This window comes from Psychrobacter sp. JCM 18902, assembly GCF_904846615.1.
Taxonomy (GTDB): domain Bacteria; phylum Pseudomonadota; class Gammaproteobacteria; order Pseudomonadales; family Moraxellaceae; genus Psychrobacter.
In genome coordinates, this window is record NZ_CAJHBK010000001.1 from 1,369,882 (window position 1) to 1,394,891 (window position 25,010).

Here is a 25,010-nt window from a genome sequence, read left to right on the forward strand (position 1 = left end):
CTCCTTATGCGAGTTCTGTTTGAGTGATGGTTTGGGTAGTATTAGCAGTTATCTGGTTACTACTATTTGACTCTGAGCTAAGCTGCATCAAACGTGCGACATAATGCGGGCCACCAGCTTTAGGACCCGTACCAGACAGACCACAACCACCGAATGGTTGTACGTTTACGACGGCACCGATTTGGTTGCGGTTGATGTAAGTATTACCTACAAACGCACGGCGCTCGATATGCTCAACGGTATTTTCGATACGACTATGAATACCTAGGGTCAAACCAAAGCCTGTCGCGTTGATGGCATCAATCAGCTTATTCAGATCACGTGCTCGATAGCGCAGTACGTGCAAAATTGGACCAAAATGCTCGCCACCTATCACGTCGATACTTTTCACTTCGATCGCTGTTGGCAATACAAAGGTAGACTGTTCTTGACTGACAACTGAGCTTGAGCTCATTGGCGTCTGTGCCAAGATAGTCGCCGTTGGCTCAGCGTCCATACGCTCGATATGCGCTTCAAGACTACGTTTGGCATCCGCATCAATCACTGGACCCACATCTGTAGCAGCATATAAAGGATTGCCGACCGATAGCTCAGCCATATTACCTTGTAATAGCTCAATTAAATTATCAGCCATTTCTTCTTGCACGCACAATATACGACAAGCTGAGCAACGCTGACCTGCTGAACCAAATGCAGATAAGACAGCGTCTCTAACTACTTGTTCTGGCAATGCCGTTGAATCAACAATCATAGCATTCTGACCACCAGTTTCGGCGATAAAAACAGGTAGCTCACCACTGGCTTGGGCATGATCATTTAGGCTTTGGTTAATACGTTGAGCCGTTTGGGTTGAACCCGTAAATATCACACCTGCTATATTGTCAGCCGCTGTCAATGCACCACCAACATCGCCAGCACCGATCACTAACTGTAAGGCTTGTGTTGGTACGCCTGCTTGGTACATTAGCTGAGCACCAAAATGGGCAATCAAGCTGGTTTGTTCGGCAGGTTTCGCCACCACCGTATTACCTGCTGCTAGCGCCGCTACGATTTGACCAGTATAGATAGCCAATGGGAAATTCCATGGGCTAATACAGACAAAGGTGCCACGTGCTTTATAAATTTGACGAGATTGCTTGCCAACCAAATCGGTGAATTCATGCACGACATCGTCTAAACGCTCTGCTTCATCGGCATAAAAACGGCAGAAATCAACCGCTTCTTTGATTTCATCAATACCGTCTTGAAGGGTTTTGCCCGCTTCGATTTGGCATAGCACCATTAGCTCAGCGTAGTTTTCTTCATAGAGATCCGCTATCTTACGCAATATTTCAGCACGCTTAGCAGCTGATACTGCTTGCCAGACACTTTGCCCTGCCACTGCCGCATCGATTGCTTGACCAGCTATTTCAGCATTGGCATAAGTGACTTCACCAGCACTTACTTCGTGGTTCCAAGGTGCACGTACGGTTTGAGTCTCAAGCTTATGCGTTACGCCCTCTACTTCATATTCATCAATTGCTTTGCCATTGACGATGGACGTCGCTGACCAAGTTTTATGCAAATGGCTATCGATAGCAGATTTAAAGGGCAGCCATTGTGACTCTACGAATATATTAGGACCAAAACTGGCACGGCGCGCACCATAAATCTCTAACGGTAACGGAATCTCTGGATTGTGTAACGTCGCATTGGCCAGCAGCTTGTCATAGGGATGTACTGTCAGCTTCTCAATCGGATAAGACTTGTCTAGCAGCTGATGGACAAACGAGCTGTTGGCGCCGTTTTCGAGCAAGCGACGTACCAAGTACGGCAGCAAATCTTTATGCGCGCCAACTGGGGCATAGATACGTACCGGAATTTGATACGCTTGTAAGATATGATCATAAAGCGCATCACCCATGCCGTGCAAACGCTGAAACTCAAACTCTCTATGCTTACTCATGGTCATAATTGACGCTAGGGTGTGCGCATTGTGTGTCGCAAACTGTGGCCAAATCAAGCCGCGCAGATGATCTGACAATAAGAAACGCGCACAGGCAAGATAAGCAGTATCCGTGCCTTCTTTGCGTGTCCAGACAGGATAGCCTGACAGACCTTTTTGCTGGGCAAGCTTGATCTCAGTATCCCAATAGGCACCCTTTACCAGACGTACTGGAATACGATCTCCCACCTCAGTCGATAGACGAGCCAGCCACACCAAAATAGCGATGGCACGCTTAGAGTAACCTTGCACGACCAAGCCAAGACCATCCCAGTCAGCCGTCAAATTGTCACGGTACAAAGACTCAAACAGTTTTAAAGAAATTTCAAGGCGGTCGGCTTCTTCGGCATCGATACTAAGATCCACATTGACTTCACGTGCCGCTTCGATGAGCAACAAGCAGCGTTGACGTAATAAACCCATGACTTGGGCTTCTTGCGTGGCTTCATAGCGAGGGTGCAATGCTGACAGCTTGATAGATACTGATGGCTTAGGCATGCCTTCTTTGACTTTGATACTGGCAGTGGCTCTGATCGCATGCAGGTAGTCATTGAAGTATTTTTCAGCGTCTTTATGCGCAATAGCCGCTTCACCAAGCATATCAAACGAATAGGTATAGCCTTTATTACGATAAGGCTGGCTGTTTTTATTGGCGTCTTCGATGGTCTCGCCCAATACAAACTGATGACCCATGATGCGCATGGCTTTTTGCATGGCACTACGAATAACAGGCTCGCCCATCTTTTTAGTCATGCGATCCAAAAAGCCTGATGCTGTGGTGCTACTATCAATACTGACGACACGACCTGTCATCATCATGCCCCATGTCGAGGCATTGACCATAAAACCGTTGTCATTTTTGATGTGCTTTTTCCAATCAGCCACACTCATTTTGTCATGAATCAACGCATCAGCAGTATAATTGTCTGGCACTCGAATCAAGGCTTCTGCCAAGCTCATCAGCAAGATACCTTCTTGGGTATCAAGACTATACTCAAGCAGTAACGAGTCGACCATCTTGACCGCTTTGCCATCATTACGTACATGTTCAACCAGCTGGCGCGTTTGCTCAGCAGCGGCGTCACGTTCTTCTGTGCTGGGTTTAGCAAGTGGCAATAATTTGGACAACCAGCGCTCTTCATCAACGCTATACAACGGCGAAATACGGGCGTGCAGAGTTTCTGCCGACTGGGCAATATAATCTGGCGATAGCAAATCGACAGGATTAAACAAAATCGGCTCTTGCGGGGTAAACTGGTCTACTGGGTTCATAACAACTCCATAACTATCGTTTAAAAACCATCATAAATAGTGCTTTAGGAAGTCTGATCGTCTGGTATAACTAGCCATCACCATCATTCATTTAGATGATGGCTATCGATAGATACTTATAACAATAATCAAAAGTCCAAACGGCGCCATCACAAAACGAGAAAATCCAGCGTAGGCTGGAAGCGGTTAAGTAGGTCGTTCGACTGTTAAACGGGCTACGTTAACAATACAAAGGCAACAACGAACAGCTAAGCGGCATTAGTGCCTTCTTCTTGTTTGTAGTGAAAGGAGTGTGATGATCAGATATCGCTACATTAAAACGAAAAAATCGCTTTAGCAAAAAAATCTGCCATCTTGGGGGCTGCTAATTCACTGTAAGAAAAACCTCTACGGCGTTGATTGAGGTGATGCGCTTAACTCGGCTATAATATCATGAAAAAAATTTTCAAACTAACGATATTGCTTATTTTCACAAATTAATATATTTCTAAAAAACAATCAGTTAACAGCACTTTATCCCTTATGACGCACTGGTTATACTTTCCTATTTACTATTGGCGATTAATTGTTTTATTAAATCAAACACTTGAATAAATTTAGGGAAATTTGAGCCATTTTAAATCAAAAAAAACCCCTTTATCGTTTCCGAATAAAGAGGAATTTAACGTAACAAAACTTAAAAGCAGTAAAGTAATATCGAGAGCAGTAAAGTAATATCGAACGCTCACCGCATTCTAGGGCATGTCCTCAATTCAATTGCTCATATCTAAACGGGCTAAAAATGGCTAAATTTTGCCAAACATCGTTAAATAGCTGGTTAATATCCCGATATTATCTGCGCTATTTTCCTCGTTTGACTGCAATTTATCTCATTTTTATCACCATTTTTGAAATGAGGACACGCCCTAGTAAAACTTATAAAACCACCAACTTGGTCAGCAAAATAACCGTCAATACCCAAACTGGGATCGTAATTTCAGAGAATTTACCAGTCATCAGTTTTACCGCGGTAAAGGTGATAAAACCAAGCGCAATACCATCAGCGATAGAGTACGTCAGCGGGGTCAATAACAGAACAACCGCGACAGGAGCCGCTTCTGTCAAATCTTCCCAGTTGATTTCTTTTAGGGTAAATAACATCAGTACCGACACATAGAAAATCGCGCCAGCTGTGGCGTAAGCAGGAATCATACCAGCCAATGGTGCAAAGAAAATACTCAGTACAAACAATACGCCAACCGTCACTGCCATCAGACCTGTACGACCACCTGATGCCACTCCAGAAGCACTCTCAATATAACTGGTGGTCGATGACGTACCCAACATTGCACCAGCGACCGTAGCAGTAGAATCCGCTAGTAGCGCTTTGTCCATATTAGGAATATTACCATCTTTATCAATCAAACCCGCTTTATTGGCAATACCAACCAAACTACCTGTCGTATCAAATAAATCGACGAATAAGAAGGCAAAAATAACGCTGATCATACCAACGTCAAACGCACCCGCAATATCAAGCTCCATCAATGTTGGTGTGATAGATGGCGGCGCAGACATAATGCCAGCAAACTGTGTATGACCTGTCAACAAGCTAATCACGGTGATAACCAAGATACCAATCGTCACGGCACCTGGGACTTTTTTATAGACCAAACCAATAATAATAAAGAAACCCAAAGCAGCCATCATAGGCGCAAATGAGGTCATGTCACCTAGCATCACCAATGTCGCATCACGACCGACAATGATACCTGAGCTCTGTAGCGCAATAAATGCTAAGAAAGCACCAATACCTGCCACAATACCTTGCTTAAGGCTGTTTGGAATGGCATTGATAACCCATTCGCGAATCTTAAACAAACTCAAAATGATAAACAAGCAACCCGATAAGAAAACAGCACCTAGCGCAGTTTGCCAAGCGTAGCCCATACCCAATACAACGCCGTAAGTAAAAAAGGCGTTCAAACCCATACCTGGTGCGAGTGCCACCGGCAGTCTGGCATAGATACCCATAATAAAGCAGCCTATTGCCGCTGCTAAACAGGTAGCAACAAATACCGCCCCTTTATCCATACCAGCTTCCGCCAATACGTTGGGGTTGACAAAGATGATATAAGCCATGGTCAAAAAGGTGGTTATACCGGCAAGGATTTCCGTTTTAACTGTGGTGTTTTCACCATTAATCCCAAAATAGCGTTCAATTGCATTCATAAGTGTCGCGCCCAGCTTGCTAGTGAAAGAACAAATTTATTGATGCCTAAAATAAATATGACGTCAGCCAATGGATGGCGACGTCATTATCAAAAGACAGCGGTAACAAGGTGCAACATTTTAGAGAAGTTGCGGTACAAATTCAATCATTACCAGTGCCTTATGGGTACAAACCCACCTTTTCAGTCAATTGAGACATAACAGCCAGACAATATTTCAGACATCCGCATATAAATTAACCTTATACTATGAATTCTACAAACAGCTGTTAATTATTTGGTATTTAACACTTTAACAAATGACCTTTTCGACATTTAGCAGTACACTAGGCGGCTGATAGCAATATGCATCATGACTGTCATATTATATTTTCATTATTAAAGATCCTATCTGGTCTGCGTGTCGCGCCATGCCAGCTATTATTAATTACCCATGAGTCCCATACATGCCTGAATCATTAAATATTATCGACCTTATTACCCAAGCCAGTCTCTTGGTGCAGATTGTGATGGCATTATTGTTGTTGGCGTCTTTACTCAGCTGGGTAATTATCTTTCGTATGAGCGCGCGGCTTGGTACGGCCAAAAATTTCGATCAACAGTTTGAAACTTGGTTTTGGTCAGGTGAAGACTTAGCCAAGCTTTACCAAGGCGTACAAGGCTCACCTGAACGCCAAGGACTTGAGCAAATATTTTATGTGGGATTTTCTGAATACTTAAGAATGCATAAAAAGCGCCAACCCAAAGATGACATCATCGATGGTGTTGAGCGCAAGCTACGAGTCGGTTTAGGGCGTCAGCAGCAACTATTAGAATCAGGACTGACCACGCTAGCGAGCATTGGCTCAGTCGCGCCTTATGTTGGATTGTTCGGTACAGTTTGGGGCATCATGAACGCCTTTTTAGGATTGTCACAAACGGAACAAGCGACCCTAGCGTCTGTCGCACCTGGTATTGCCGAAGCACTAATCGCAACCGCTATGGGCTTGTTTGCAGCGATTCCTGCCGTACTGGCGTATAACCACTTTACCGCCAAATCAAGCCGCCTTTATGATTCACGTGCTTTATTTTGTGATGAAATGACGGGCATGCTCCAGCGCGAGACCAGTGCAGAAAGCACTGTTGGTAGAGACAATATCGCTACGAGAGAAACAACATCTACGGCCAATCAGGCACAAGGACTATGAAATCATGAAACAGAGTCCCTATCGCCGTGAAAAAAAAGCGCTAAATGCGGAGATGAATGTCGTTCCTTATATCGACGTGATGTTGGTGCTGCTCGTCATATTTATGGTCACAGCGCCCATGCTGATTACGGGCGTCGATGTTGACTTGCCAAAAGAGCAAACCAATACCATGAGCCAAAGCCAACTACCCGTCATTGTGTCCTTGACCGATAGTGGCGATATTTTTATCAGTTATGAAGACAATGTTGACTTGCCTATCAGTGAGCCAGAATTGATTGATACGCTCGCCAATCTGCAAAGCCAAAGCAGCAATGTAGGCGCTCAGCCCGTACAAGTCATGATTAATGCCGATCAAAACAATCAATATGGCGCTATCATGACACTCATGGCCACCTTACAACAAGCAGGCATTCAAAAAGTGGGATTATTAACAGGCGCACCCTTGCCCACACCATCATTGTAATAAATCCTATTCCTCGCTCAGCTTGCTATAATAAAGTAGATAATTTGATGAACCTCGTCCTTGAGTATCTTTACCATGCATAATGCTCCTGTCGTTTATGTACCGACCCAACCTGAAGGCAATGGGCTAACATTGCCTACGCTACTTAGCGTGCTGGCACATGGTCTCGTGATTGGAATACTCGTTTATACTTATCAACACACTAAAACCGACACTGTAGAAAGTATTGAGACGGTCATGGTCTCCCCTGAGCAATTGGCTGAAATGCAAGGTCAAATCCTTGCCAATCGTGCAGCGGCAGCTAGCGCGATGCAAGCTGAAACTAGCACAAGCAGTGCATCGAGCACCTCATCATCAGAAAGCTTTAGCGATAGCGCCAGTCAGCCAAACTCGCAGCGTGTGCCTGTCTTTACGCGCTCTAACGATCCTGCCAGTCAACCAATGCTGATGAGTGAAGAGCAGCATCAACGCTTGTTCGAGCAAAACCAAGACTACGAACGTCGAATGGCAGAGTGGGCAGCACAATTAGATGAGTCGGTGACAGAAGAGCATGGTCAGGTGGAGCAAAACAAAAAAGAACAGCTAATAGAAGAACAAAAACAGCTGGGCGATTTCCGTAATAAACAGAATAACCCGCCAAAGATTACACGCCCGACTGCGACTGATAAAAATTTAAAGATTAATACAGGTGATTCTGGTAGCGCAGGTCAGAGATACGATCTAGAAGCAGACGGCAACTCAACAACATCTAATGATGGTAGTGGCAGTACCTCTCGTTCTACTGGTGAGTTCAAAAGTGCTATATTAAGTAAAATACAAAGCAAACTTGATACCCCAATCGAAACACAGGGTCTAACCACGTCATTGTCGCTCAAATTAGATACCAGAGGCAACGTGAAATCTGCAAAGGCTAGTGGTCCAAATGCTGTCGTCAACCAAGCAGTTGAACAAGCTGCACGCGCTGCTAGCCCATTGCCAATTGATTTAGACAATCCTGAAAGTTTTGCAAATTTGACAATCAACGTTACTATTAATTGATTTTGTATAGCCTATAATTCTATATCATTAATGATTTTCTACCATCTTAAGGTTCTGGTTTATGAGTTTAAGCAAGTGTCATATATTACGTAATACCTCAACTTTACTGCTATTGCTGTCTTTTTTTCTATTATCTAGCTACTCTGTCGCTGGCACATTACCAGAAAGCCATAATGTCAAAAATGAGTTTATGGATCAAAAAGCCTTGTTTGCCGCTATTACTACTAGAAAAAATGATTTAAGTAATGAGAGTCATGTAACAACAGCTATATTAGAAAAAATTAAACGTAATATTACTCTACCCACTGCTACCCCAGAATCAACAACTACTTTATACTTTAAGTTGGATGAAAAAGGTAATGTGTTATCTGTTAAGGCTCAAGGTGCAAATCTTGCTGTAAATCAGGCAGTGGAAAAAGCTGCTCTATCTGCTAGTCCATTACCCATTGGCTTAAATAAACCTGAAAACTTTAAAGACTTAATAATTAAAATTAACGTTCAATAAAAAACACCTAACGTTGTACAGTTAATCTCACTATAAATAATAATTAAGCCTGTATGATGAACCAATTATTTCTATTTTAGGATATTACTTCATGAAGCTACCTACACATTCTATCCTTCGTGCCACTTCAAGCCTGTTGTTAATCACTCCCTTGTTATCAGTGCCTGCTTATGCTGCTGAATCAATGGTGCTTGATATGACTGTTACCGCGCCAAGACAACAAAACCAAGTCGCGTTTGTACCCTTTGCTGGTGATTCTGTATTATCGCCGATTATTCTAAATGATTTAAGCAAAACAGAGCTAAAAGTGACTAGCAAAGATCTACCACAGCAGCCGCGCAGTAGCAGCGAGCTGGCAGGCACATTGCCAGTATGGCAAAGCATGGGGATTCCTTATCTAGTGGTCGGCAGCACCCGCAGCAATCGCGGTAAAATAGTAACCGATTACGAAGTGATTGACGTTAAATCTGGTAGAGTAATCGAAGGCAAACAAAGCTTAACAGCTGACAATAATAAAGAAAGCATGCGCTATGCTGGTCACGTCATCGCTGATAAAGTATATGAGCTAATTACTGGTACGCCAGGTGACTTTTCAGGGCGTATTGCTTATATTGAAGAGACTGGTGCTGGTAAAGAAAAAGTCTCACGTTTAAAAGTGATGGATGCCGATGGTGAAAATGCCAAAACCATTACTGAAGTAACCGGTTCTATCTTTTCACCAACATGGTCGCCAGATGGCAATCGCATTGCTTATTCCGTACAACGTGATAAATCTTATCCCGTTATTTATGTACAAAGTGTGAGCGGTGGCGGTGCAACCCCGTTAACGCCCTTCCCTGGCAGCAACCTCAGTCCATCATTTTCACCTGATGGCAGCAAGATATTATTTTCTAGCAGCTTTGAAGGCAGTGCCGATATTTATGAGATGAGTGCCAGTGGTGGTCAACCTAGAAGGCTTATCAATTGGCCAAGCAGCGAAGTGCAACCAAGTTATGCGCCTGATGGCAAATCCTTTGTTTTTGTATCAGACAGAACTGGATTTAACAAACCACAGATTTATCGTTATGAGTTTGGTTCAGGACGTACTACTAAGGTATCAAGTAGCGGTTATGCCACTAGCCCGCAATTTAGTAACGATGGCTCACAAATTGCCTTTTTAAGTGGTCGCTCAGCGGCGATCATGAATAGCGGCGGCGCGGTCACTACTAACTTGGGCAATACGGGTATCGATGAAGCGCCAAGCTTTTCGCCTAATGGTAAGCGGGTCGTTTACGCCTCAAAGCAAGGCGGCAAAGGTGTATTAACCATCAAATCATTGAATGGTGGTGAGTCGTTTGGTAAGTCTGGTCAAGGCACGATTCGCTCACCAGTCTGGTCATCTAGTCCTAAATAAATCATATTTATCATTATCTTTCTTAATTCATAAAGTCTTGCTCATAAAAAAGCGCCTAATAAATAATTAGGCGCTTTTTTATGAGCAAGGTACGGTTAAATCATTTCGCTACTAGCATGTATTGGACAATTATTGACTAAATTAGTAAACACGATTAATCATCACTCGGATCACCCGCTGATGGATTGGGATGCCGCAGTTTTGCCACATCTTCAGCAGTCACGGTATCGGTAAAACCATTTAGGTCACTGACCACATATTGAGTAACCGCCGCCATCTGTGCATCGTTCATCATTCCATGGAATGAGGGCATGCCACGAAAGCCATTAATCAAGATATCGATGATGTAATACTTTGATTGCATCTTACTGTTATTCGCCAGTGGCGGATAATAGCCTGCACCGTAAGCACCCTCGCCTTTGTGCATGTGACAAGCCGCACAAGAGTCGTGATACAGCTTTTTGCCATCTGTCGTTACAAAGCCATTTGTGCCTTCAAACTTTGCGTCCCATTCAGTAATACTTGGGTCGTCTTCCATATTGGGCAATGAGCTATCGTCGACAATATTGATAGCAGGTGCAGTAAGCTCCTCACGGCTCATATAAACGCCGCCCCACGCACCCGTATTTCGGCTTGCTTGATAGTCATTGGTTGTTAAGGAATTCTGATCTTGTACACTGGAAACCGTCACTTCATCATCTGACCGTTGACTACAGCCCAACAGTGCTGCACTGCTGATCCCACTCAGCAGCATCACCGTCAGCAGTTTGAGTGTCATGTTTTTCATGACTCTTTTCTTCAAGATTGCTTTCTCCGCGATTGCCTTCTTCACGATTGCATTGTCCATGATAGCCTCTGAATCTTATAGTTATTTATATAACCCAAGCGTTATTAAACCAGCATTTTTGCTTTTTTATGTAGGCGCTTTGCGGTATCCATACCAGATAAAATAGCGCCTTCTTGCCATGCCGGAATGTGTGAGCAATGCTCGCCCGCCAGCACAATACGATTATCAATACTGCACAAGGTATCGTAATGCTGACGACGGGTCGACTCATTCCAAATACCGTAACAGCCGAGCGTCCATGGGATGCGGTGCCAGACAACTGATGTCCCTGCGCGGAATTCTTTTGGATACTGAGGATGGATGTATTTACCATAAGCAAGCGCAACATTAATACGTTCTTGCGGCGTTAAGCTATTAAATTTATAAGACGTCGGACCATAACCATACGCACCGAGTAGCACGCCTGTACCATCTTTAAACATATTTTGTGACGGGTAAGCAATCTGCGCAATGGGCATGTCGGTATAAGTCAGACCACCAAATATCCATTCATCTTCTTCCCAAAAACGGCGATTAAACTCTAGACCAACTTTATAAGAGGTTTCATAAGGCACAGCGGCCATCGCCTGCTTCATTGGTTTTGAGACATTAATATCCATCTGCGTCAATACAGTTAATGGAATATTACACACGCACCAATCTGCACGAATGGTCTTGGTGGCACCATCTGGGCTGTTGCTGTCTACATAATCGACAGTGACGCCACTGTCATCTTGATGAATTTTAGTGACCTTTGCATTAAACTCAATCATATCGCGGCATTCACGGGTGAACGCATCACCAATTTTCCCCATACCACCTACTGGCTGAAACATCGTCGGTTGATGACCATAAGTCATATGGTTGCCATAAATATCTGCCCACATACCTGAATCTAGTATCTCACTGATCGGCAAAGGTTTTGATGGCGTCGCATCAGGCATCAAGCCACCACCCGGAAACACACTAAAGCCGCGATGTTTACTAGTCTCATTACTGGCGCGGTAACGATAATCTTTATCCAGCACCCCCCAGCCTTTTAAACCTTCTAATAGCTTTTCTTTGTCCTCAGTATTGACCGAGCGATCAAGACCACCGACGTTGACTGATTTCGATAGCAGCTCCGCAACATGACCTTGGATGTCGTTTTTTACATCACCCAAACGCTGAGGTACGCCGTCGAAATGAGTACTTCGATGCAAATAAGCACGATCATTAGTTTGAATAAAGGGCTGCATTTCAACGCCAAATTGTTTGCAATAATGGAAGACGGCATAATGATGGCTTGGCAGACGCCACGGTCCACCATTAAAGTAATTGCCCTCTTCAAAATCACAGGTGACTTCTTCGCCGCCAAGCTCGGTATATTTGTCCCCACTGTTCAATGTCCAGCTACGACCGCCGCCACGATTTTGATATTCGAGCACTTTGACATCGTAGCCTGCTTTACGTAACTCATAAGCCGCGGTCAGCCCGCCAAGACCCGCACCAAGAATGACAATACTAGCGCCAGGAGGTGCACCTTTAAGATCCATGGTCTCTTTAAAACTCGACTCTGACGCAAATCCTAATGTCGTCATCGCCTGATACATCGCAGTCGCGCCTGCGGTTTTACCAATCATCGAGAGCAGTTGGCGCCGCGTTGGTGATTGAAGCATGTCTTTCATAATAATGTCCTTAAAGTAGACGTTCCTGCAAGACGGTAGGCATATATATTATTAATCAGCTCGGCTTAGTTCTACGTCCGTTTTTCGAGCTGTTGTGCCTTACCATATTGCCTGTAAATCTTGTCCTATAATAAATATGTAAATCGTCTTTATAAAATCAATGAATCAACGACGGTGCCTAGACCGCAAGATGGCTCGTATAATAAACACAATGATAATAATAGCCACGATGATGCCGATTACTGCCAGTAAGCCCGCGTATTTGATTAAGAAGGGCTTGTCAGTACCTGTCGTTGCGATACGATCAACATCATTAGCACTCACCTCACTACTGTTGAGACCACCAAAATTCACACGCACATAATTGGTAATACCAGCGATTTGCTCGCTATTTAGCTCATCTGAGAACCCTGGCATGATAGGTGACGTGTTAGTCGCGCCTTCTACCCCATGAAGGATCATATTGACCAGCGCATCAGGTTTCTCACGGCGAATACTGCTTAGTCCAACGATAGGAGCGTAACGCGCATCAGGCTGACCATAACCGTCAACGCCGTGACAGCTGCCACAGGCTGCCAAATATAGCGATTCTGGTGAATTGCTGCCATTACTCACCTGTACTTTGGCTTGGGCTAAATAATCTTTTTGCGCCAGTAAATCATGAGTGATAGATTCGCTAATGGGTGTTGGTAAACGCGAGACATCAACGGCTGCGACCTTATCATCTGTTTGGATAGCAGGCACCGCTTTTAAATAAGAAGCAATGGCATTCAAATCTTCATTTTTTAAGTAGCGCGTACTATGTGCAACCGCCTCGCCCATAGGACCACCCGCATAGGCACGCTGGTCAAGCTCACCAGTACGCAGATAAGTGACGATATCTTGCTCACTCCAACTACTGATACCGCTCGACTCGTCAGGCGTGATATTTGGTGCATGCCAATGACCAAGCTGAGCACCTGATAGATACATTTTTTTATCGAAACCCATAGTGCTATTACGCGGGGTATGGCAAGTGCCGCAGTGCTCTAAGTTATTGACAATATATTCACCACGTTGCTGCGTCTCGGTGAGACCATCACGGTTTTCAGTAGACGGAACATTAAGAAAATTCCAGCCAATCATTAAGCTGCGAATGTTAAAGGGAAATGGCAGGTCAGTTTTATATTTTGGTGCTTCATCGACAGTAGGTACGGTTTGCAGATAAGCAAACAACGCACTGATATCTTCTTCTTTCATGCCACTATAAGAAGGATATGGCATGGCAGGGTAAAGCATATGGCTTGGCGTACGACCTTTTTGCAACGCGTTCTTTAGGTCCGTTTCGGTATAATCACCGATACCATAACGTTTAGACGGGGTAATATTGGTTGAATAGATATCTCCCATCGGCGTTTCGATCGCTGTACCGCCAGTATAATCTTCGCCATGACATGCCATGCAATCGGCCGCACGGGCAATGTAAGCACCTCGATTGACAAGCTCGCTATTGGCTGGACTAATATTAGGTAAACTGGCATTAGGCAAGCTAGCATTCGCTAGGCTGGTATTGACGACGCTTGCGCCTTCAGCCATAGCGGCGCTGGAGGTCATACCAATGACGAGCATCGATAACATCACAGAAAGTGGCTTCATAATATCCTCATATAGCTGGCACCTAGGGTGTTGTAATTATTATTAAGATGAATGATTGAGATGAAACATTTAATATTGAGCAAGCCTTAATGAGTGACGACTTGTTATACTCAATTGACAGTCCATTAAATGAGGTAGCAAATCATCCAGTAAATGCTTAATAAAATAGCGTGACAAAAGTACTTTCATAAGCGTAGTGACTAAGCATAGTTACTAAATGATGTCTACTCACTCTACTAATGTAAGACTATTTCGCTACTATTACTTAACGAGTAACGTATTGGTCTCAAATTTTTACAAAACGTAAAGAACTGCGTTATCATTGTCAGTTTTTGATAACGTAATATATTTTTTTATATTATAATAATAGGTCATTTAAATAATACCTTTAAAATCAGTAACTAAAGTCCTATTTTTTGGGTGCATATCTTTTATAAAAAACCTATCATTGTAGATAGCTGTCAAAAATTTGCTTCATTTTTTGTCATCATCGATTTTAGTTGTACATAATAGATACATAGACTTAAGTTAGCACTCGCTTTTTTTATCAGTCATATTTTTATAATGCTATGAAACAAGCTATTGCAACGCACCATATTTTGTTTATGATAGGCGCTATTTCCACATTGCCGATCGCCGCCTGAGACACCACTATGAAGTTACCGATTCTTGCTTATATACTGACATCAGCCCTGTTAATCACAGGCTGCCAATCATTTCAGTTTGTCGATAGCCCTATCCCTGTGAATACCACCCCTACCAATAGTATCTTGGTCAAAAATACGCCTGCCACCACTGTGCAGATTCAAAATAATGCCAGTACAAAAAATCAAAATTAGTGCCTTCACACTCATAAAACAAGCAAAAAAAAGGCAGATATCGGTTTGATATCTGCCTTTAATGTTTAATAAATTACCTTGAATGATTCAATAGCCATTCATTTCAAGGGCGCGCCGCTGGCTGATGCTTGATAATTGTCTTGGCCAAATGATCGCCGAACCAAATAGCCGTATCAATATCTCCACGTCCTGGCGTTTCCTCAGGGGGACCATCAAGCGACTGGGTCATCAAGCCCAAAAAGCTAGATAAACGGTTTAAATCATGAGCCTCATGACCTGTCGGCATCAGCGGTAATCCAATCCAGTTCATGCCATGCTGCATCGCATACAAAGAAATCTGCTGTAATACCGCCAGCTTATCACCGCTCAGTCCACCAGAGTTGGCAAAAGCGGCTGCCCACTTGCCTTCCCATTTACGATGGTACCAGCGCTTTGAGGTTTCATCCATAAAAGTCTTAAATTCAGCAGTGACACTACCCATATATACGGCACTACCGAAAACCAGCAAATCCGCCTGATCCAAATAATCCCAGTCAACCTTGTGGACATCAACGGCTTTGGCCTGTGCTGCTGGCAATTGCTGATGCGCTCCTTTAACGATCGCTTCAGCCACGCGCTTGGTATGACCGTAGTTGCTATGATAAATAACAGCAATAGATACAGTCGGTATGCTATCAGTAGTGGACGATTTGGCAGGTATATTCATACAAACTCTAATAATGGCTATAAATGGTTAAATAAAAACAATATAAGTTCAACAGTTAATTGCGCGCAACAGCAAATAGCGTAATCCTACGCAGCGCCACGTACAATGACCAGCGCCATTCGACCTGTAGCAGGCTGCTGCAAATGCGTTTGACGCCGATAAGAGTAATAGTGGTCATCAGTATAACTACAGCTGCTAGATAAGGTGTCATCTACTATAACGCCCGACGCACTAAGCTGATCCGCTGCCAACTTTGGTAAGTTTAGCTTGATTTTTCTCGCGTCAACTGTGTTACAGCTTGACCGCTTATCAACCGTATCCTGTACATGTTGAGTATTGCTATCGCCTTTAATAATAGCTACAGAATCTATGACATATAACGAATCAAAATGTTCAATACTTGCTGTGTTCAATAACTTATTTTCTGTGCAACCTTTCAATAATTGATTGCGAACTTGAGCGCCAACTTCATAGCTGTCTTGACTGATACAAACACCAATCCAAGCTTTGATTTGTCCTGATTGCGTAAAGTATTGCACAGTCGCTTGAATAACCCCGCAAGCCAGACCTTGCCAACCCGCGTGAATCGCTGCCATTTGACCACTAGCTGGCTGATATAAGACTATCGGTACGCAGTCAGCCGTCATTATCGCAAGCCCAAGCCCTTGTTGCCGACTGACCATCGCGTCAGCAGACATTGGCGTCATACCTAGCGCTGTGCCATCAATATCATGAATTTGCTTACCGTGAACTTGGTTAACCCAGTGTAAGCGTTTGATGGGTACCTGTTGGCAGGCTGTCGACGATAAGGGTGCAAGCTGCTCATTGATGGCAGATAATAAACGCATGCGATTGCTCAGTACTTTTGCAGCATCGTCATTGACATGTAAACCTAAATTTAGCTCACCATAATTCGCTTGACGTTGCTGCCGTACTAGCTGTTCTTGTGAGTCAACGTCATCGCTTGAAAAGGCAGCTGTTTGAAAAACAGCCACATCATCAATCTGTGCAAGCAATGTCATAGGAAACTGATGAGTCATGGCTGATTTACCGTCTTAATGAGTCATTTTTATGTCACGGATCGCTATTTACTACTAGGCTCTGTTTTTTACAAGCGACTTTACGCTCTCGCCTATAAGGATCGGTCTACTCGTCATCATAGCCATCACTTAGCACAGCCATTAACTGCTGCATATCTTCAGGCAGTGGTGTGGTGACTTCAATATCTTCACCAGTCGTTGGATGCACGAAACCCAGTGTATAGGCATGCAAGGCTTGACGTGGAAAATTATTAATCGCTTGACGCTGGGCTTCTGTCAGTCCTGCCCGCAATTGACGACGACCACCATAGACACGATCACCCACTATCGGATAAGTCACATGACTTAAATGCACACGAATTTGGTGAGTGCGGCCCGTTTCAAGACCTACATCCAACAAGCAATAATTACCATTAAGCGCGGTCACATTCAGTAAATGAGTCACAGCTTCACGTCCTGCCGTCATTACCGTCATTTTAGTACGCTGGTTGCGGTGACGACCGATTGGGGCGTCAATACGGCGATGGCGCGATAGACTCGCTGCATCCCCTGCTACCACACATTGATAGTGACGATAGACCGACTTGTCCTTTAGTTGCTCCATCAGCGCAAGCTGTGCTGGCTTGGTTTTGCCAATCAACAATAGCCCTGAGGTATCTTTATCGATACGGTGCACCAGACCTGCACGCGGCAGATGGTGCTGCTGTGGATAGTGATACAGCAGTGCATTGACCAAGGTGCCGGTTTGGTTACCCGCACCAGGATGCACTACCATGCCAACAGGTTTATTGATGACCAATACGTCATCATCTTCATAGACCACATCGATGTCTATATTTTCTGGTTGATCTTCACTATGCTGCTCTAATGTGGTGGTTAACTGCAGCACATCACCCGCTCTGACACGAATTTTTGGTTTTTGCACGCCACCGTTATACAGCAGGCTGCCATCACTGATCCAACCTTGTAATTGAACACGTGAGAAATCGGTAAATATTTTTGAAGCCAATTTATCAATACGTAAACCAGCTTCGTCTTCTATAACCGTATGCGTCATATTAATAATTACTGGTACCACTTGACCAGCGGCTGACGCTTCATCATCGTCGCTATCATCAATGTCGTCAGCATCTTCATCGCTGCTATCTATCATATCGTCGTCAAGCTCATCACTATCTTTTAACATAGCTTCTTCTGACACAGCGTCTTCTAAAACATGATCGCCATGGCTTTGCTCATCAAGCATCGACTGATTATCGTCAGGTAATTCACTATTATTTAAAACGTCATTTGGCATCGGTGACTCTTGTGCTGATGAATCAGTCTGTCGTGATTGATTCGGTGGTAAATGGGTAGTCATAGCATTATTATTCATAGCAGATTTATATATGGCAAAGCGCCTGACATGGTTTTGAAAGGTAGCTTTTGAGAAAATTTCTAATAAAGTGTTAAGCGTAACGCTATAAAAAACAAAAGGCCATTCGCTATCAATCACTTATCATAAAAGCGATCGTCGTCGAAAAAAGCGGAGGCAATACCGTGCTAGTGTAGCATGCCAAGCGCCTAAGCCCTATAGAAGCTGTGTGTTATCTGTCATTTTTTGATTATACCGCAGCGAGCGTCAGCGCCGTACTTAACTCTCTAAAATATGACATTGCTGTAATTTACTGTATATTTGTCAGTGTCAGCGACATTCGATATCGCTCGTGACAGCAGCTCATGTTAAAATGCCAAACTGACATGCGCTGGTGTACAGCTCATTGCGAGCAGCAGCATATCGTATATGCGTTGCAGTAGACTAATAACTGTACGATACTGACTCAAATCCGATGAGCACGATTGGATTAAGTACAATATAGATGGCGAAAAAATAGACGAAGCAAACGTTATTCTATAAAGTATAGCCATATTTTGCTGTATGCTATGCCACTGTATGCTTATCGAATTTTTTATTAAAAGCATTTGGTTTGATATAAACCCTATGCCATCAAGCGTTTTTTAATAACGATAACTGGTATGTCCGATGATTGACATAGTAGATGACAGACCACTATCGATGCCTACGCATCGTTTTTTATCATTAACCTAATATCTAGTATGATAGCGTCGCTGCTATTATACGTCTTGTGTCGGAGAAGAAGTATGCAAGCTGTTGGCAATACGTTTATCAAACTGTCCTCAATAACCCTACTTGCGCTAAGCGTAAACTTAGTGGGCTGTCAGACTTTCAAAAATCTGACTGGCGGTAAAGACGTCGATGCGGTAGAAACTGCCGAAAAATCAGAGCAGAACTATTATAACGACGCCATTACCCAGATTGATAAAGGCCGCTATACACAAGCCATCGAAGATTTGACCAATCTGCGCACTTTTTATCCTACTGGACAGTACGCTGAACAAGCATTACTCGACATGATGTACGCACAATATGCCAGTGGTAAGTATGAAATGGCAGCTGCCAGCGCTGAGCAATTTATTAACCTATATCCTTCTAATCCGCAAGTCAGCTACGCTTACTATGTGCGCGGCGTGGCCAATATGCAAGGCTCATCAGAAGGTTTAAAACTGTTTAAGCTCAATCAAGCTGAGCGTGATACCGCCTATTTACGTATTGCCTTCGCTAACTTTCAAGAGCTTATTAACAAGTACCCTAACAGCCCTTACGCGCCAGATGCCGCTCAGCGCATGACTTTCATTTACAATCAGTTTGCTGAAAGTGAGATGAGTGCAGCCAACTGGTATATCGAGCGCGAAGCTTATGTCGCTGCTGTTAACCGTGCCAAATGGGTGTTTCAATACTATCCACTTAGTGAATCCATCCCAGACGCAATCGCGGTCTTAGCTTATAGCTATGACAAATTGGGTATGTCTGATTTGGCAGCAGAATACAAAACTCTATTACAGATTAATTATCCCAACATGTTAAGTGCTGATGGACGCGTTAAACTCGACACCAAACGTGAGCGTTCTTTCATCAACAAATTGACTTTTGGACAGTTAAGTCGTTTTAACAAAGATACTTCATCAGTTGCGACAGGCGACTATAACGGCGCGACCAAAACTCAGGTTATTCGTAACGCCAGTCAATTGAGACTGCCAAGCGATAATGCAGCAGCAGCCAGTGCAGCGCAAGGCACTTCACCTGTGCGCGCCAATAGTGGCATCAATGTCGGCTTAGGTCTGCCTGAAGCTTCCGCTGAGCGCATTACTAGCCAATCGAGCACTGGCTCTACGGCAAGAGAAGCCAATGTCGATCCGCAAAACACCAATCCTGTACGCCGTACGACATTGCCTGTTCAAGGGATTGATATCATGCCAGCAGATGTCGATATGAATGATGAATAAATGCGCTAGATTTGAGGTAATGTCTCTTCTTTAATTAAGAGAACGTCTCTTGTTTTTAGTACATCAACGCACATCATGAAAAAAATAAGGTCAACGACAGAGTTGGCCTTATTTTTTCTGTTTCTGTTTCATTATCTATGCCCAATATTGTTTGTGCCCGATATTGCCTATGCTTAAGATAATACACCTATGGTAAACTGTTTTTTGCATGAGTATTCCAAATCACATTCTCGACCAATTAAATAGCCAAGCTGACTTAATCAGTATCATTGGGCGTCATACGACGCTTAAACGTGCTGGTAGTGAGTTTAAAGGCTGCTGTCCATTTCATGGCGAAAAATCGCCCTCTTTTTATGTCAATCCACAAAAAAACATCTATCATTGCTTTGGCTGTAGCGTCGGCGGTAATGCCATCAGTTTTTTACGCGATTATGAAAACTTAACTTTTATTGAAGCGGTTAATGAGCTATCAAAGCAGACGGGTATCGAAGTTCCAAAAGAAGAACAACAAAACGTCAGCTATCAGCGCCGTGCACCAAAACCGATTGCACCACCGTCAATACCTAGTCCGACTATCAACGCTAAAAGTGACGCTAAAAGTCCTGCTCAAGCAATTAATGCGCCTTCTATTAACGCTACTTCGGCTATTCAGCAACAAAACCAGTACGGCGATACCGATCAGCCCGTTTATCACGACAGTAGCAACGGCTACGATGAGTATCCACCGCTAGATGCTTACGACTCAGCGTCTTATCCAGAAGATTCTTATGGCGCAGACTACCAAGATGATAATAGCTATCCGCCAGCATGGTTGACAGGTGGCGATACTGACGCTGCGGCATTGTACGATGATCATAGCGTTTCCGATAAAGACGGTAACCTGTATGAGCTGTTAGAGCAAATCCAGCAGTTTTATCAGCACAATCTCACCCTTCATCCGCATGCCAAGCACTATTTTTTATCGCGTGGTATTACAGAAGACATCTTTGAGACCTTTGGCTTAGGCTATGCACCCTTTGGGTGGCAGCATCTTGAGCATCAGTTTCCACAAGATATTGAAGGGCTAAAGGCGCTTGGTTTGGTGCGCCAATCAGAGTCAGGGCGCGACTATGATCTACTCCGTGATAGGGTCATTTTCCCGATTCGAGACAATCAAGGACGCACCATTGGTTTTGGTGGGCGGGCGCTCGATGATGAGGTAAAACCCAAATATATCAACTCCTCTGACTCACCCGTTTTTCATAAACAGCATGTGCTGTATGGCTATTATGAATCACGCCAACAACGTGCCGACAGCTGGCTGGTGGTCGAAGGCTATATGGATGTGATTGCCCTTTACCAAGCGGGTATTTATGGCGCTATTGCTTCGATGGGTACGGCGATAAATGAAAGCCAAATCTCACGACTTTTAACATTAAACCCTACCCTAACCTTGAGCTTTGATGGCGATAGCGCGGGACAAAAAGCGGCTTGGCGTACCCTTGAAGTGGCTTTGCCAGTACTGGCTGATGACAAAGAGTTGCGGTTTTTGACCCTACCCAACAATCATGATCCTGATACCTTTATTAAGAGTCAGGGCGGCGATGCCATGCGTGAGCAAATCGCGAATGCCATGCCATTGTCACAGTATATTTTTGCGTATTTAAGTGAGCGTTACGATTTAACCTTGGCAGAAGGCAAAGCCAAGCTCATGTCACAAGTACGTGCCTTGACCACTGCATTACCTAAAGGCAGTAGCTTTCGCTATTTGCTGAACAATGACGTCTATCAGAAGCTGGGTGGTAAACGTAGCCAAAATATCGAAGCAAAAGATGCGCTGCTAGATTTTGATGGTGACATGACCATCAGTCAGCAATTGCAGCTTTGTTTTTTGTTTCAGCCACGCGCCTTAATTGAAGACCCTATCGAAGCCATTTGGCAGCAGGCAGGTATTAATGATTTACAACTGCCAGCACACATCAAGCAAAAAGCCGCGCCTGACATCTTGCGTCCGCTTGCTTGGGAAGATTTGCAAGATATCGCCTTGCTGGATATCGTTAGCACCATCAAACGCTGCCTGAATCATTTACCGAAAGATGCCAACGCCGCCGCACACTTTATATTGTCTAATGTCAAACCAATCACCCAAGAGACACTTAGCCGTAGCTGGGGTGGATTTTATAAGACATTAATTGGCAGAAATATTTTGAGCTTGGATGAGTTGATTGAAAACTTGGTGATGCAGTTGCTCAAGTTACATCTGCAAAAAAAAATGCAAGAGCTCATCAAAAATCCTGATCATATCAAGCTGGCGATTGTCCGTAAGCAGTCGCAATTATTAAATGATTGGTTACGCGCGCAGCAAGCTGAGCAGTCAGCGCAGATGGCGACGGTGAAATCTTAACGTTTGCCATTATTTTTGCTAAAAAATCTCCAACCCTTTAAAAGCATAGCGGCTGCCCCCACTACTAATGATTATGCCCAATAGCATGTATTGCCATTTAATCATTTGGCTGATATAAAATAATCAGTAAAAAACGGTCGGTAGATATCACTACCTCGTGCTTGATTACGCTGGTGTGTGTTAAACTGTGTCGCTAACTATTTATAGCCCGATTTAATAGATGGCGATAAATCCGCCTCATTAAGCACAAATTTTAAATATTATTTTGAAGTATCCGTTTTTAGGTACCGTTATTTTTATATATTATTTTTTAGATAATGTTATCTTGAAAACTTTTTAGCGTTACTAATTTCTAGCAGTTTTTTAGCATTGTAATTGTAGTATTTTGAGCCTTTATTCATATCAACTCATTTTTGATATTATTGACAACCTCTACGCCATATTTTGATGAATCGATTGATTATATCAACGCACTGAGCGAGCGATAGCGCGTCACAATATAAAAATGTCCGATGCAAGTAAGCGAGTATTTATGAACGATAAGTCAGTTTCTAAGTCCACATCTCAACTGGCCACCTTAATCCAAATGGGTAAAGAGCAAGGCTATCTCACCTATGCTGAGGTGAATGACCAACTGCCCGACTCTATTACCGAAAGCGATCAGATCGAAGATATTGTGCAAATGCTGACCGACGTTGGTATCAAAATCTTTGAATCTGCGCCTGATGCCGATGACATCTTGATGAACGATGATTCAAGTGATGATGACATGGCAGCGGATGAGGCAGCGGCGGTATTGGCCTCTGTTGAGACTGAGCCGGGCCGCACCACTGACCCTGTGCGTATGTATATGCGTGAAATGGGTACGGTTGATCTATTGACCCGTGAAGGTGAGATCGCCATTGCCAAGCGTATCGAAGAAGGCATTCGTGACGTACAGCATGCGATGTCTTACTGGCCGGGCACCGTACAGTTCGTCCTTGATGAGTATCAAAAAGTACAAGATGGTGAGAAAAAGCTTTCTGACGTCATTACTGGCTTTTTAGATCCTGAGACCGAAGCAGACAAAATCGCTGCCCAAGAAGCGAAAGAGGCAGCAAAAGAAGAACGTGAACGCATAAAAGAAGAGAAAGAAAATCCGCCTGTGATCAAAGCAAAAGCCAAAGCAGCGGCGCTTGATGATGAGGACGAGGATGAAGACGACGTTGAAGAGGAAGCTGAAGAAGAAACCAGCGGTATCGATCCTGAAGAAGTACGTCTGCGTCTAGAAGAAATCGAACACTTATTTATTAAAGCCAAGCAAGCCTTGCTAGATTATGGCCGTGGTAGCGCAGAAGCAGACGCAGCATATGCGCTGCTCGCAGAACGCTTTATGATGCTAAAGTTGAACAATCGCTTGTCAGATCAAGTCATGGCCATCATGCATGATGTCTATGATGATGTGCGTAAGCAAGAACGTCAAATCATGCGTTTGGTCATTCGCCGTGGACGTATGCCACGTGAAGAGTTCCGTAAGACTTTCCCTAGCAACGAAACCAACGTCGATTGGCTGATTGAGCGCATCAAGGGCAAACCTGCATTTGCTGGTACGCTAGAAAAAGTCACTGATGATGTTATTTTATTGCAACGTCGCATTCGTGACTATGAGCAACAGCTCGACATGAAAATCCACGATATGAAAGACGTGGCGCGCCGTATGGCAGTCGGTGAAGCAAAAGCTCGCCGCGCCAAAAAAGAAATGGTCGAAGCTAACCTGCGTCTGGTTATTTCTATCGCGAAGAAATATACCAACCGTGGTCTACAGTTCTTGGATCTAATCCAAGAAGGTAACATCGGTCTGATGAAAGCGGTTGATAAATTTGAATATCGCCGTGGTTATAAGTTCTCGACCTATGCCACATGGTGGATTCGTCAGGCGATTACCCGCTCTATCGCTGACCAAGCGCGTACCATTCGTATTCCTGTACATATGATCGAGACGATTAATAAAATAAACCGTGTCTCACGTCAATTGCTACAAGAAATGGGACGCGAGCCAACACCTGAGGAGTTAGGTGAACGCTTAGAGATGGACGAAGTTAAAGTCCGTAAAGTACTGAAAATCGCCAAAGAACCTATCTCTATGGAGACACCCATCGGTGATGATGAAGACTCGCATCTAGGTGATTTCATCGAAGATGGTACTATCTCAAGCCCTGTTGATGATGCGACCGCAGCTGGTCTGCGTGAAGCGACTCGTGATGTATTGGGCAATCTGACTGAGCGTGAAGCACGCGTGCTAAAAATGCGCTTTGGTATCGACATGCCAACGGATCATACCTTGGAAGAAGTAGGTAAGCAGTTTGACGTAACACGTGAGCGTATTCGTCAGATTGAGGCAAAAGCACTGCGTAAATTGCGTCATCCGTCACGCTCTGAGCATCTGCGTTCTTTCTTAGAGAATGATTAATCATAAAGCAAACTAAGCACCAATAAAAAAGCCGAGTTTATCTCGGCTTTTTTGGGTCATCGATTTGA

17 protein-coding genes are annotated in these 25,010 nt (G+C 43.9%); 9 read left to right on the forward strand and 8 right to left on the reverse strand.

Going from position 1 to position 25,010, the window contains the following annotated elements:
* Positions 1–4: 4 nt before the first annotated feature.
* A complete protein-coding gene (putA, locus tag JMY05_RS05615) occupies positions 5–3,256 on the reverse strand; it encodes a bifunctional proline dehydrogenase/L-glutamate gamma-semialdehyde dehydrogenase PutA (RefSeq protein WP_201614432.1) in 3,252 nt (1,083 codons plus the stop codon).
* Between the two features lie 915 nt (positions 3,257–4,171).
* On the reverse strand, positions 4,172–5,467 hold the full coding sequence (locus JMY05_RS05620; RefSeq protein ID WP_055124161.1) for an NCS2 family permease: 1,296 nt from the start codon (positions 5,465–5,467) through the stop codon (positions 4,172–4,174).
* Positions 5,468–5,912: 445 nt separating this feature from the next.
* Here JMY05_RS05620 and tolQ point away from each other — a divergent pair, with 445 nt between their 5' ends.
* The 5 genes from tolQ to JMY05_RS05645 all read left to right on the forward strand — a co-directional run bounded on the left by tolQ (position 5,913) and on the right by JMY05_RS05645 (position 10,052).
* Positions 5,913–6,653 (forward strand): protein TolQ, encoded by a 741-nt coding sequence (tolQ, locus tag JMY05_RS05625; protein WP_045446198.1) that lies wholly within the window; start codon positions 5,913–5,915, stop codon positions 6,651–6,653.
* Between the two features lie 4 nt (positions 6,654–6,657).
* Complete coding sequence (gene tolR, locus JMY05_RS05630; protein ID WP_045446195.1) at positions 6,658–7,116, forward strand: protein TolR; 459 nt, start codon at positions 6,658–6,660, stop codon at positions 7,114–7,116.
* Between the two features lie 75 nt (positions 7,117–7,191).
* Positions 7,192–8,154 carry a cell envelope integrity protein TolA gene (locus tag JMY05_RS05635; RefSeq protein ID WP_201614434.1) on the forward strand — a complete coding sequence of 321 codons (963 nt, stop codon included), beginning with the start codon at positions 7,192–7,194 and terminating at the stop codon, positions 8,152–8,154.
* Positions 8,155–8,215: 61 nt separating this feature from the next.
* Positions 8,216–8,659 (forward strand): hypothetical protein, encoded by a 444-nt coding sequence (locus JMY05_RS05640; RefSeq protein WP_045446192.1) that lies wholly within the window; start codon positions 8,216–8,218, stop codon positions 8,657–8,659.
* Between the two features lie 91 nt (positions 8,660–8,750).
* On the forward strand, positions 8,751–10,052 hold the full coding sequence (locus JMY05_RS05645; RefSeq protein WP_201614435.1) for a PD40 domain-containing protein: 1,302 nt from the start codon (positions 8,751–8,753) through the stop codon (positions 10,050–10,052).
* 154 nt (positions 10,053–10,206) lie between these two features.
* Here the strand turns inward: JMY05_RS05645 and JMY05_RS05650 are convergent, their stop codons facing one another.
* The 3 genes from JMY05_RS05650 to JMY05_RS05660 all read right to left on the reverse strand — a co-directional run bounded on the left by JMY05_RS05650 (position 10,207) and on the right by JMY05_RS05660 (position 14,180).
* Positions 10,207–10,839, reverse strand: coding sequence for a c-type cytochrome (locus JMY05_RS05650; RefSeq protein WP_045446189.1), 633 nt, complete (start codon positions 10,837–10,839; stop codon positions 10,207–10,209).
* Between the two features lie 104 nt (positions 10,840–10,943).
* Positions 10,944–12,545, reverse strand: a complete 1,602-nt coding sequence (locus tag JMY05_RS05655; protein ID WP_201614437.1) for a flavin monoamine oxidase family protein — start codon at positions 12,543–12,545, stop codon at positions 10,944–10,946.
* 165 nt (positions 12,546–12,710) lie between these two features.
* Positions 12,711–14,180, reverse strand: a complete 1,470-nt coding sequence (locus JMY05_RS05660; protein WP_045446186.1) for a cytochrome c — start codon at positions 14,178–14,180, stop codon at positions 12,711–12,713.
* 653 nt (positions 14,181–14,833) lie between these two features.
* On the opposite strand from JMY05_RS05660, the gene JMY05_RS05665 reads away from it, so the two are divergent.
* Entirely contained in the window at positions 14,834–15,019 is a 186-nt protein-coding gene (locus JMY05_RS05665; RefSeq protein ID WP_045446183.1) for a hypothetical protein, read from the forward strand.
* 103 nt (positions 15,020–15,122) lie between these two features.
* On the opposite strand, the gene JMY05_RS05670 is transcribed toward JMY05_RS05665, so the two are convergent.
* From JMY05_RS05670 to JMY05_RS05680, 3 genes are all read right to left on the reverse strand, one after another.
* Positions 15,123–15,725, reverse strand: a complete 603-nt coding sequence (locus JMY05_RS05670; protein ID WP_201614439.1) for a flavodoxin family protein — start codon at positions 15,723–15,725, stop codon at positions 15,123–15,125.
* 86 nt (positions 15,726–15,811) lie between these two features.
* Positions 15,812–16,765: a polyphenol oxidase family protein gene (locus JMY05_RS05675; RefSeq protein ID WP_201614441.1), complete on the reverse strand. Its 954-nt coding sequence runs from the start codon at positions 16,763–16,765 to the stop codon at positions 15,812–15,814.
* A 106-nt stretch (positions 16,766–16,871) separates the two neighbouring features.
* On the reverse strand, positions 16,872–18,125 hold the full coding sequence (locus JMY05_RS05680) for an RluA family pseudouridine synthase (RefSeq protein ID WP_227678117.1): 1,254 nt from the start codon (positions 18,123–18,125) through the stop codon (positions 16,872–16,874).
* A gap of 782 nt (positions 18,126–18,907) precedes the next feature.
* Here JMY05_RS05680 and JMY05_RS05685 point away from each other — a divergent pair.
* From JMY05_RS05685 to rpoD, 3 genes are all read left to right on the forward strand, one after another.
* The gene (locus tag JMY05_RS05685; RefSeq protein ID WP_045446180.1) at positions 18,908–20,110 is read left to right on the forward strand and encodes an outer membrane protein assembly factor BamD; all 1,203 of its coding nucleotides are present in this window, start codon (positions 18,908–18,910) and stop codon (positions 20,108–20,110) included.
* Positions 20,111–20,318: 208 nt separating this feature from the next.
* Complete coding sequence (locus JMY05_RS05690) at positions 20,319–22,493, forward strand: DNA primase (protein ID WP_201614443.1); 2,175 nt, start codon at positions 20,319–20,321, stop codon at positions 22,491–22,493.
* 532 nt (positions 22,494–23,025) lie between these two features.
* Positions 23,026–24,942, forward strand: a complete 1,917-nt coding sequence (gene rpoD / locus JMY05_RS05695; RefSeq protein WP_045446177.1) for an RNA polymerase sigma factor RpoD — start codon at positions 23,026–23,028, stop codon at positions 24,940–24,942.
* The last annotated feature ends 68 nt before the right edge of the window (positions 24,943–25,010 follow it).

Coding starts and splice junctions, on each gene's coding strand:
- JMY05_RS05620 (WP_055124161.1), bottom strand. CDS start 5,467: ATGAATGCAATTGAACGCTATTTTGGGATTAATGGTGAAAACACCACA.
- JMY05_RS05640 (WP_045446192.1), top strand. CDS start 8,216: ATGAGTTTAAGCAAGTGTCATATATTACGTAATACCTCAACTTTACTG.
- tolQ (WP_045446198.1), top strand. CDS start 5,913: ATGCCTGAATCATTAAATATTATCGACCTTATTACCCAAGCCAGTCTC.
- JMY05_RS05665 (WP_045446183.1), top strand. CDS start 14,834: ATGAAGTTACCGATTCTTGCTTATATACTGACATCAGCCCTGTTAATC.
- putA (WP_201614432.1), bottom strand. CDS start 3,256: ATGAACCCAGTAGACCAGTTTACCCCGCAAGAGCCGATTTTGTTTAAT.
- JMY05_RS05685 (WP_045446180.1), top strand. CDS start 18,908: ATGCAAGCTGTTGGCAATACGTTTATCAAACTGTCCTCAATAACCCTA.
- JMY05_RS05645 (WP_201614435.1), top strand. CDS start 8,751: ATGAAGCTACCTACACATTCTATCCTTCGTGCCACTTCAAGCCTGTTG.
- JMY05_RS05680 (WP_227678117.1), bottom strand. CDS start 18,125: ATGACTACCCATTTACCACCGAATCAATCACGACAGACTGATTCATCA.
- JMY05_RS05675 (WP_201614441.1), bottom strand. CDS start 16,765: ATGACTCATCAGTTTCCTATGACATTGCTTGCACAGATTGATGATGTG.
- tolR (WP_045446195.1), top strand. CDS start 6,658: ATGAAACAGAGTCCCTATCGCCGTGAAAAAAAAGCGCTAAATGCGGAG.
- rpoD (WP_045446177.1), top strand. CDS start 23,026: ATGAACGATAAGTCAGTTTCTAAGTCCACATCTCAACTGGCCACCTTA.
- JMY05_RS05690 (WP_201614443.1), top strand. CDS start 20,319: ATGAGTATTCCAAATCACATTCTCGACCAATTAAATAGCCAAGCTGAC.
- JMY05_RS05660 (WP_045446186.1), bottom strand. CDS start 14,180: ATGAAGCCACTTTCTGTGATGTTATCGATGCTCGTCATTGGTATGACC.
- JMY05_RS05670 (WP_201614439.1), bottom strand. CDS start 15,725: ATGAATATACCTGCCAAATCGTCCACTACTGATAGCATACCGACTGTA.
- JMY05_RS05635 (WP_201614434.1), top strand. CDS start 7,192: ATGCATAATGCTCCTGTCGTTTATGTACCGACCCAACCTGAAGGCAAT.
- JMY05_RS05650 (WP_045446189.1), bottom strand. CDS start 10,839: ATGAAAAACATGACACTCAAACTGCTGACGGTGATGCTGCTGAGTGGG.
- JMY05_RS05655 (WP_201614437.1), bottom strand. CDS start 12,545: ATGAAAGACATGCTTCAATCACCAACGCGGCGCCAACTGCTCTCGATG.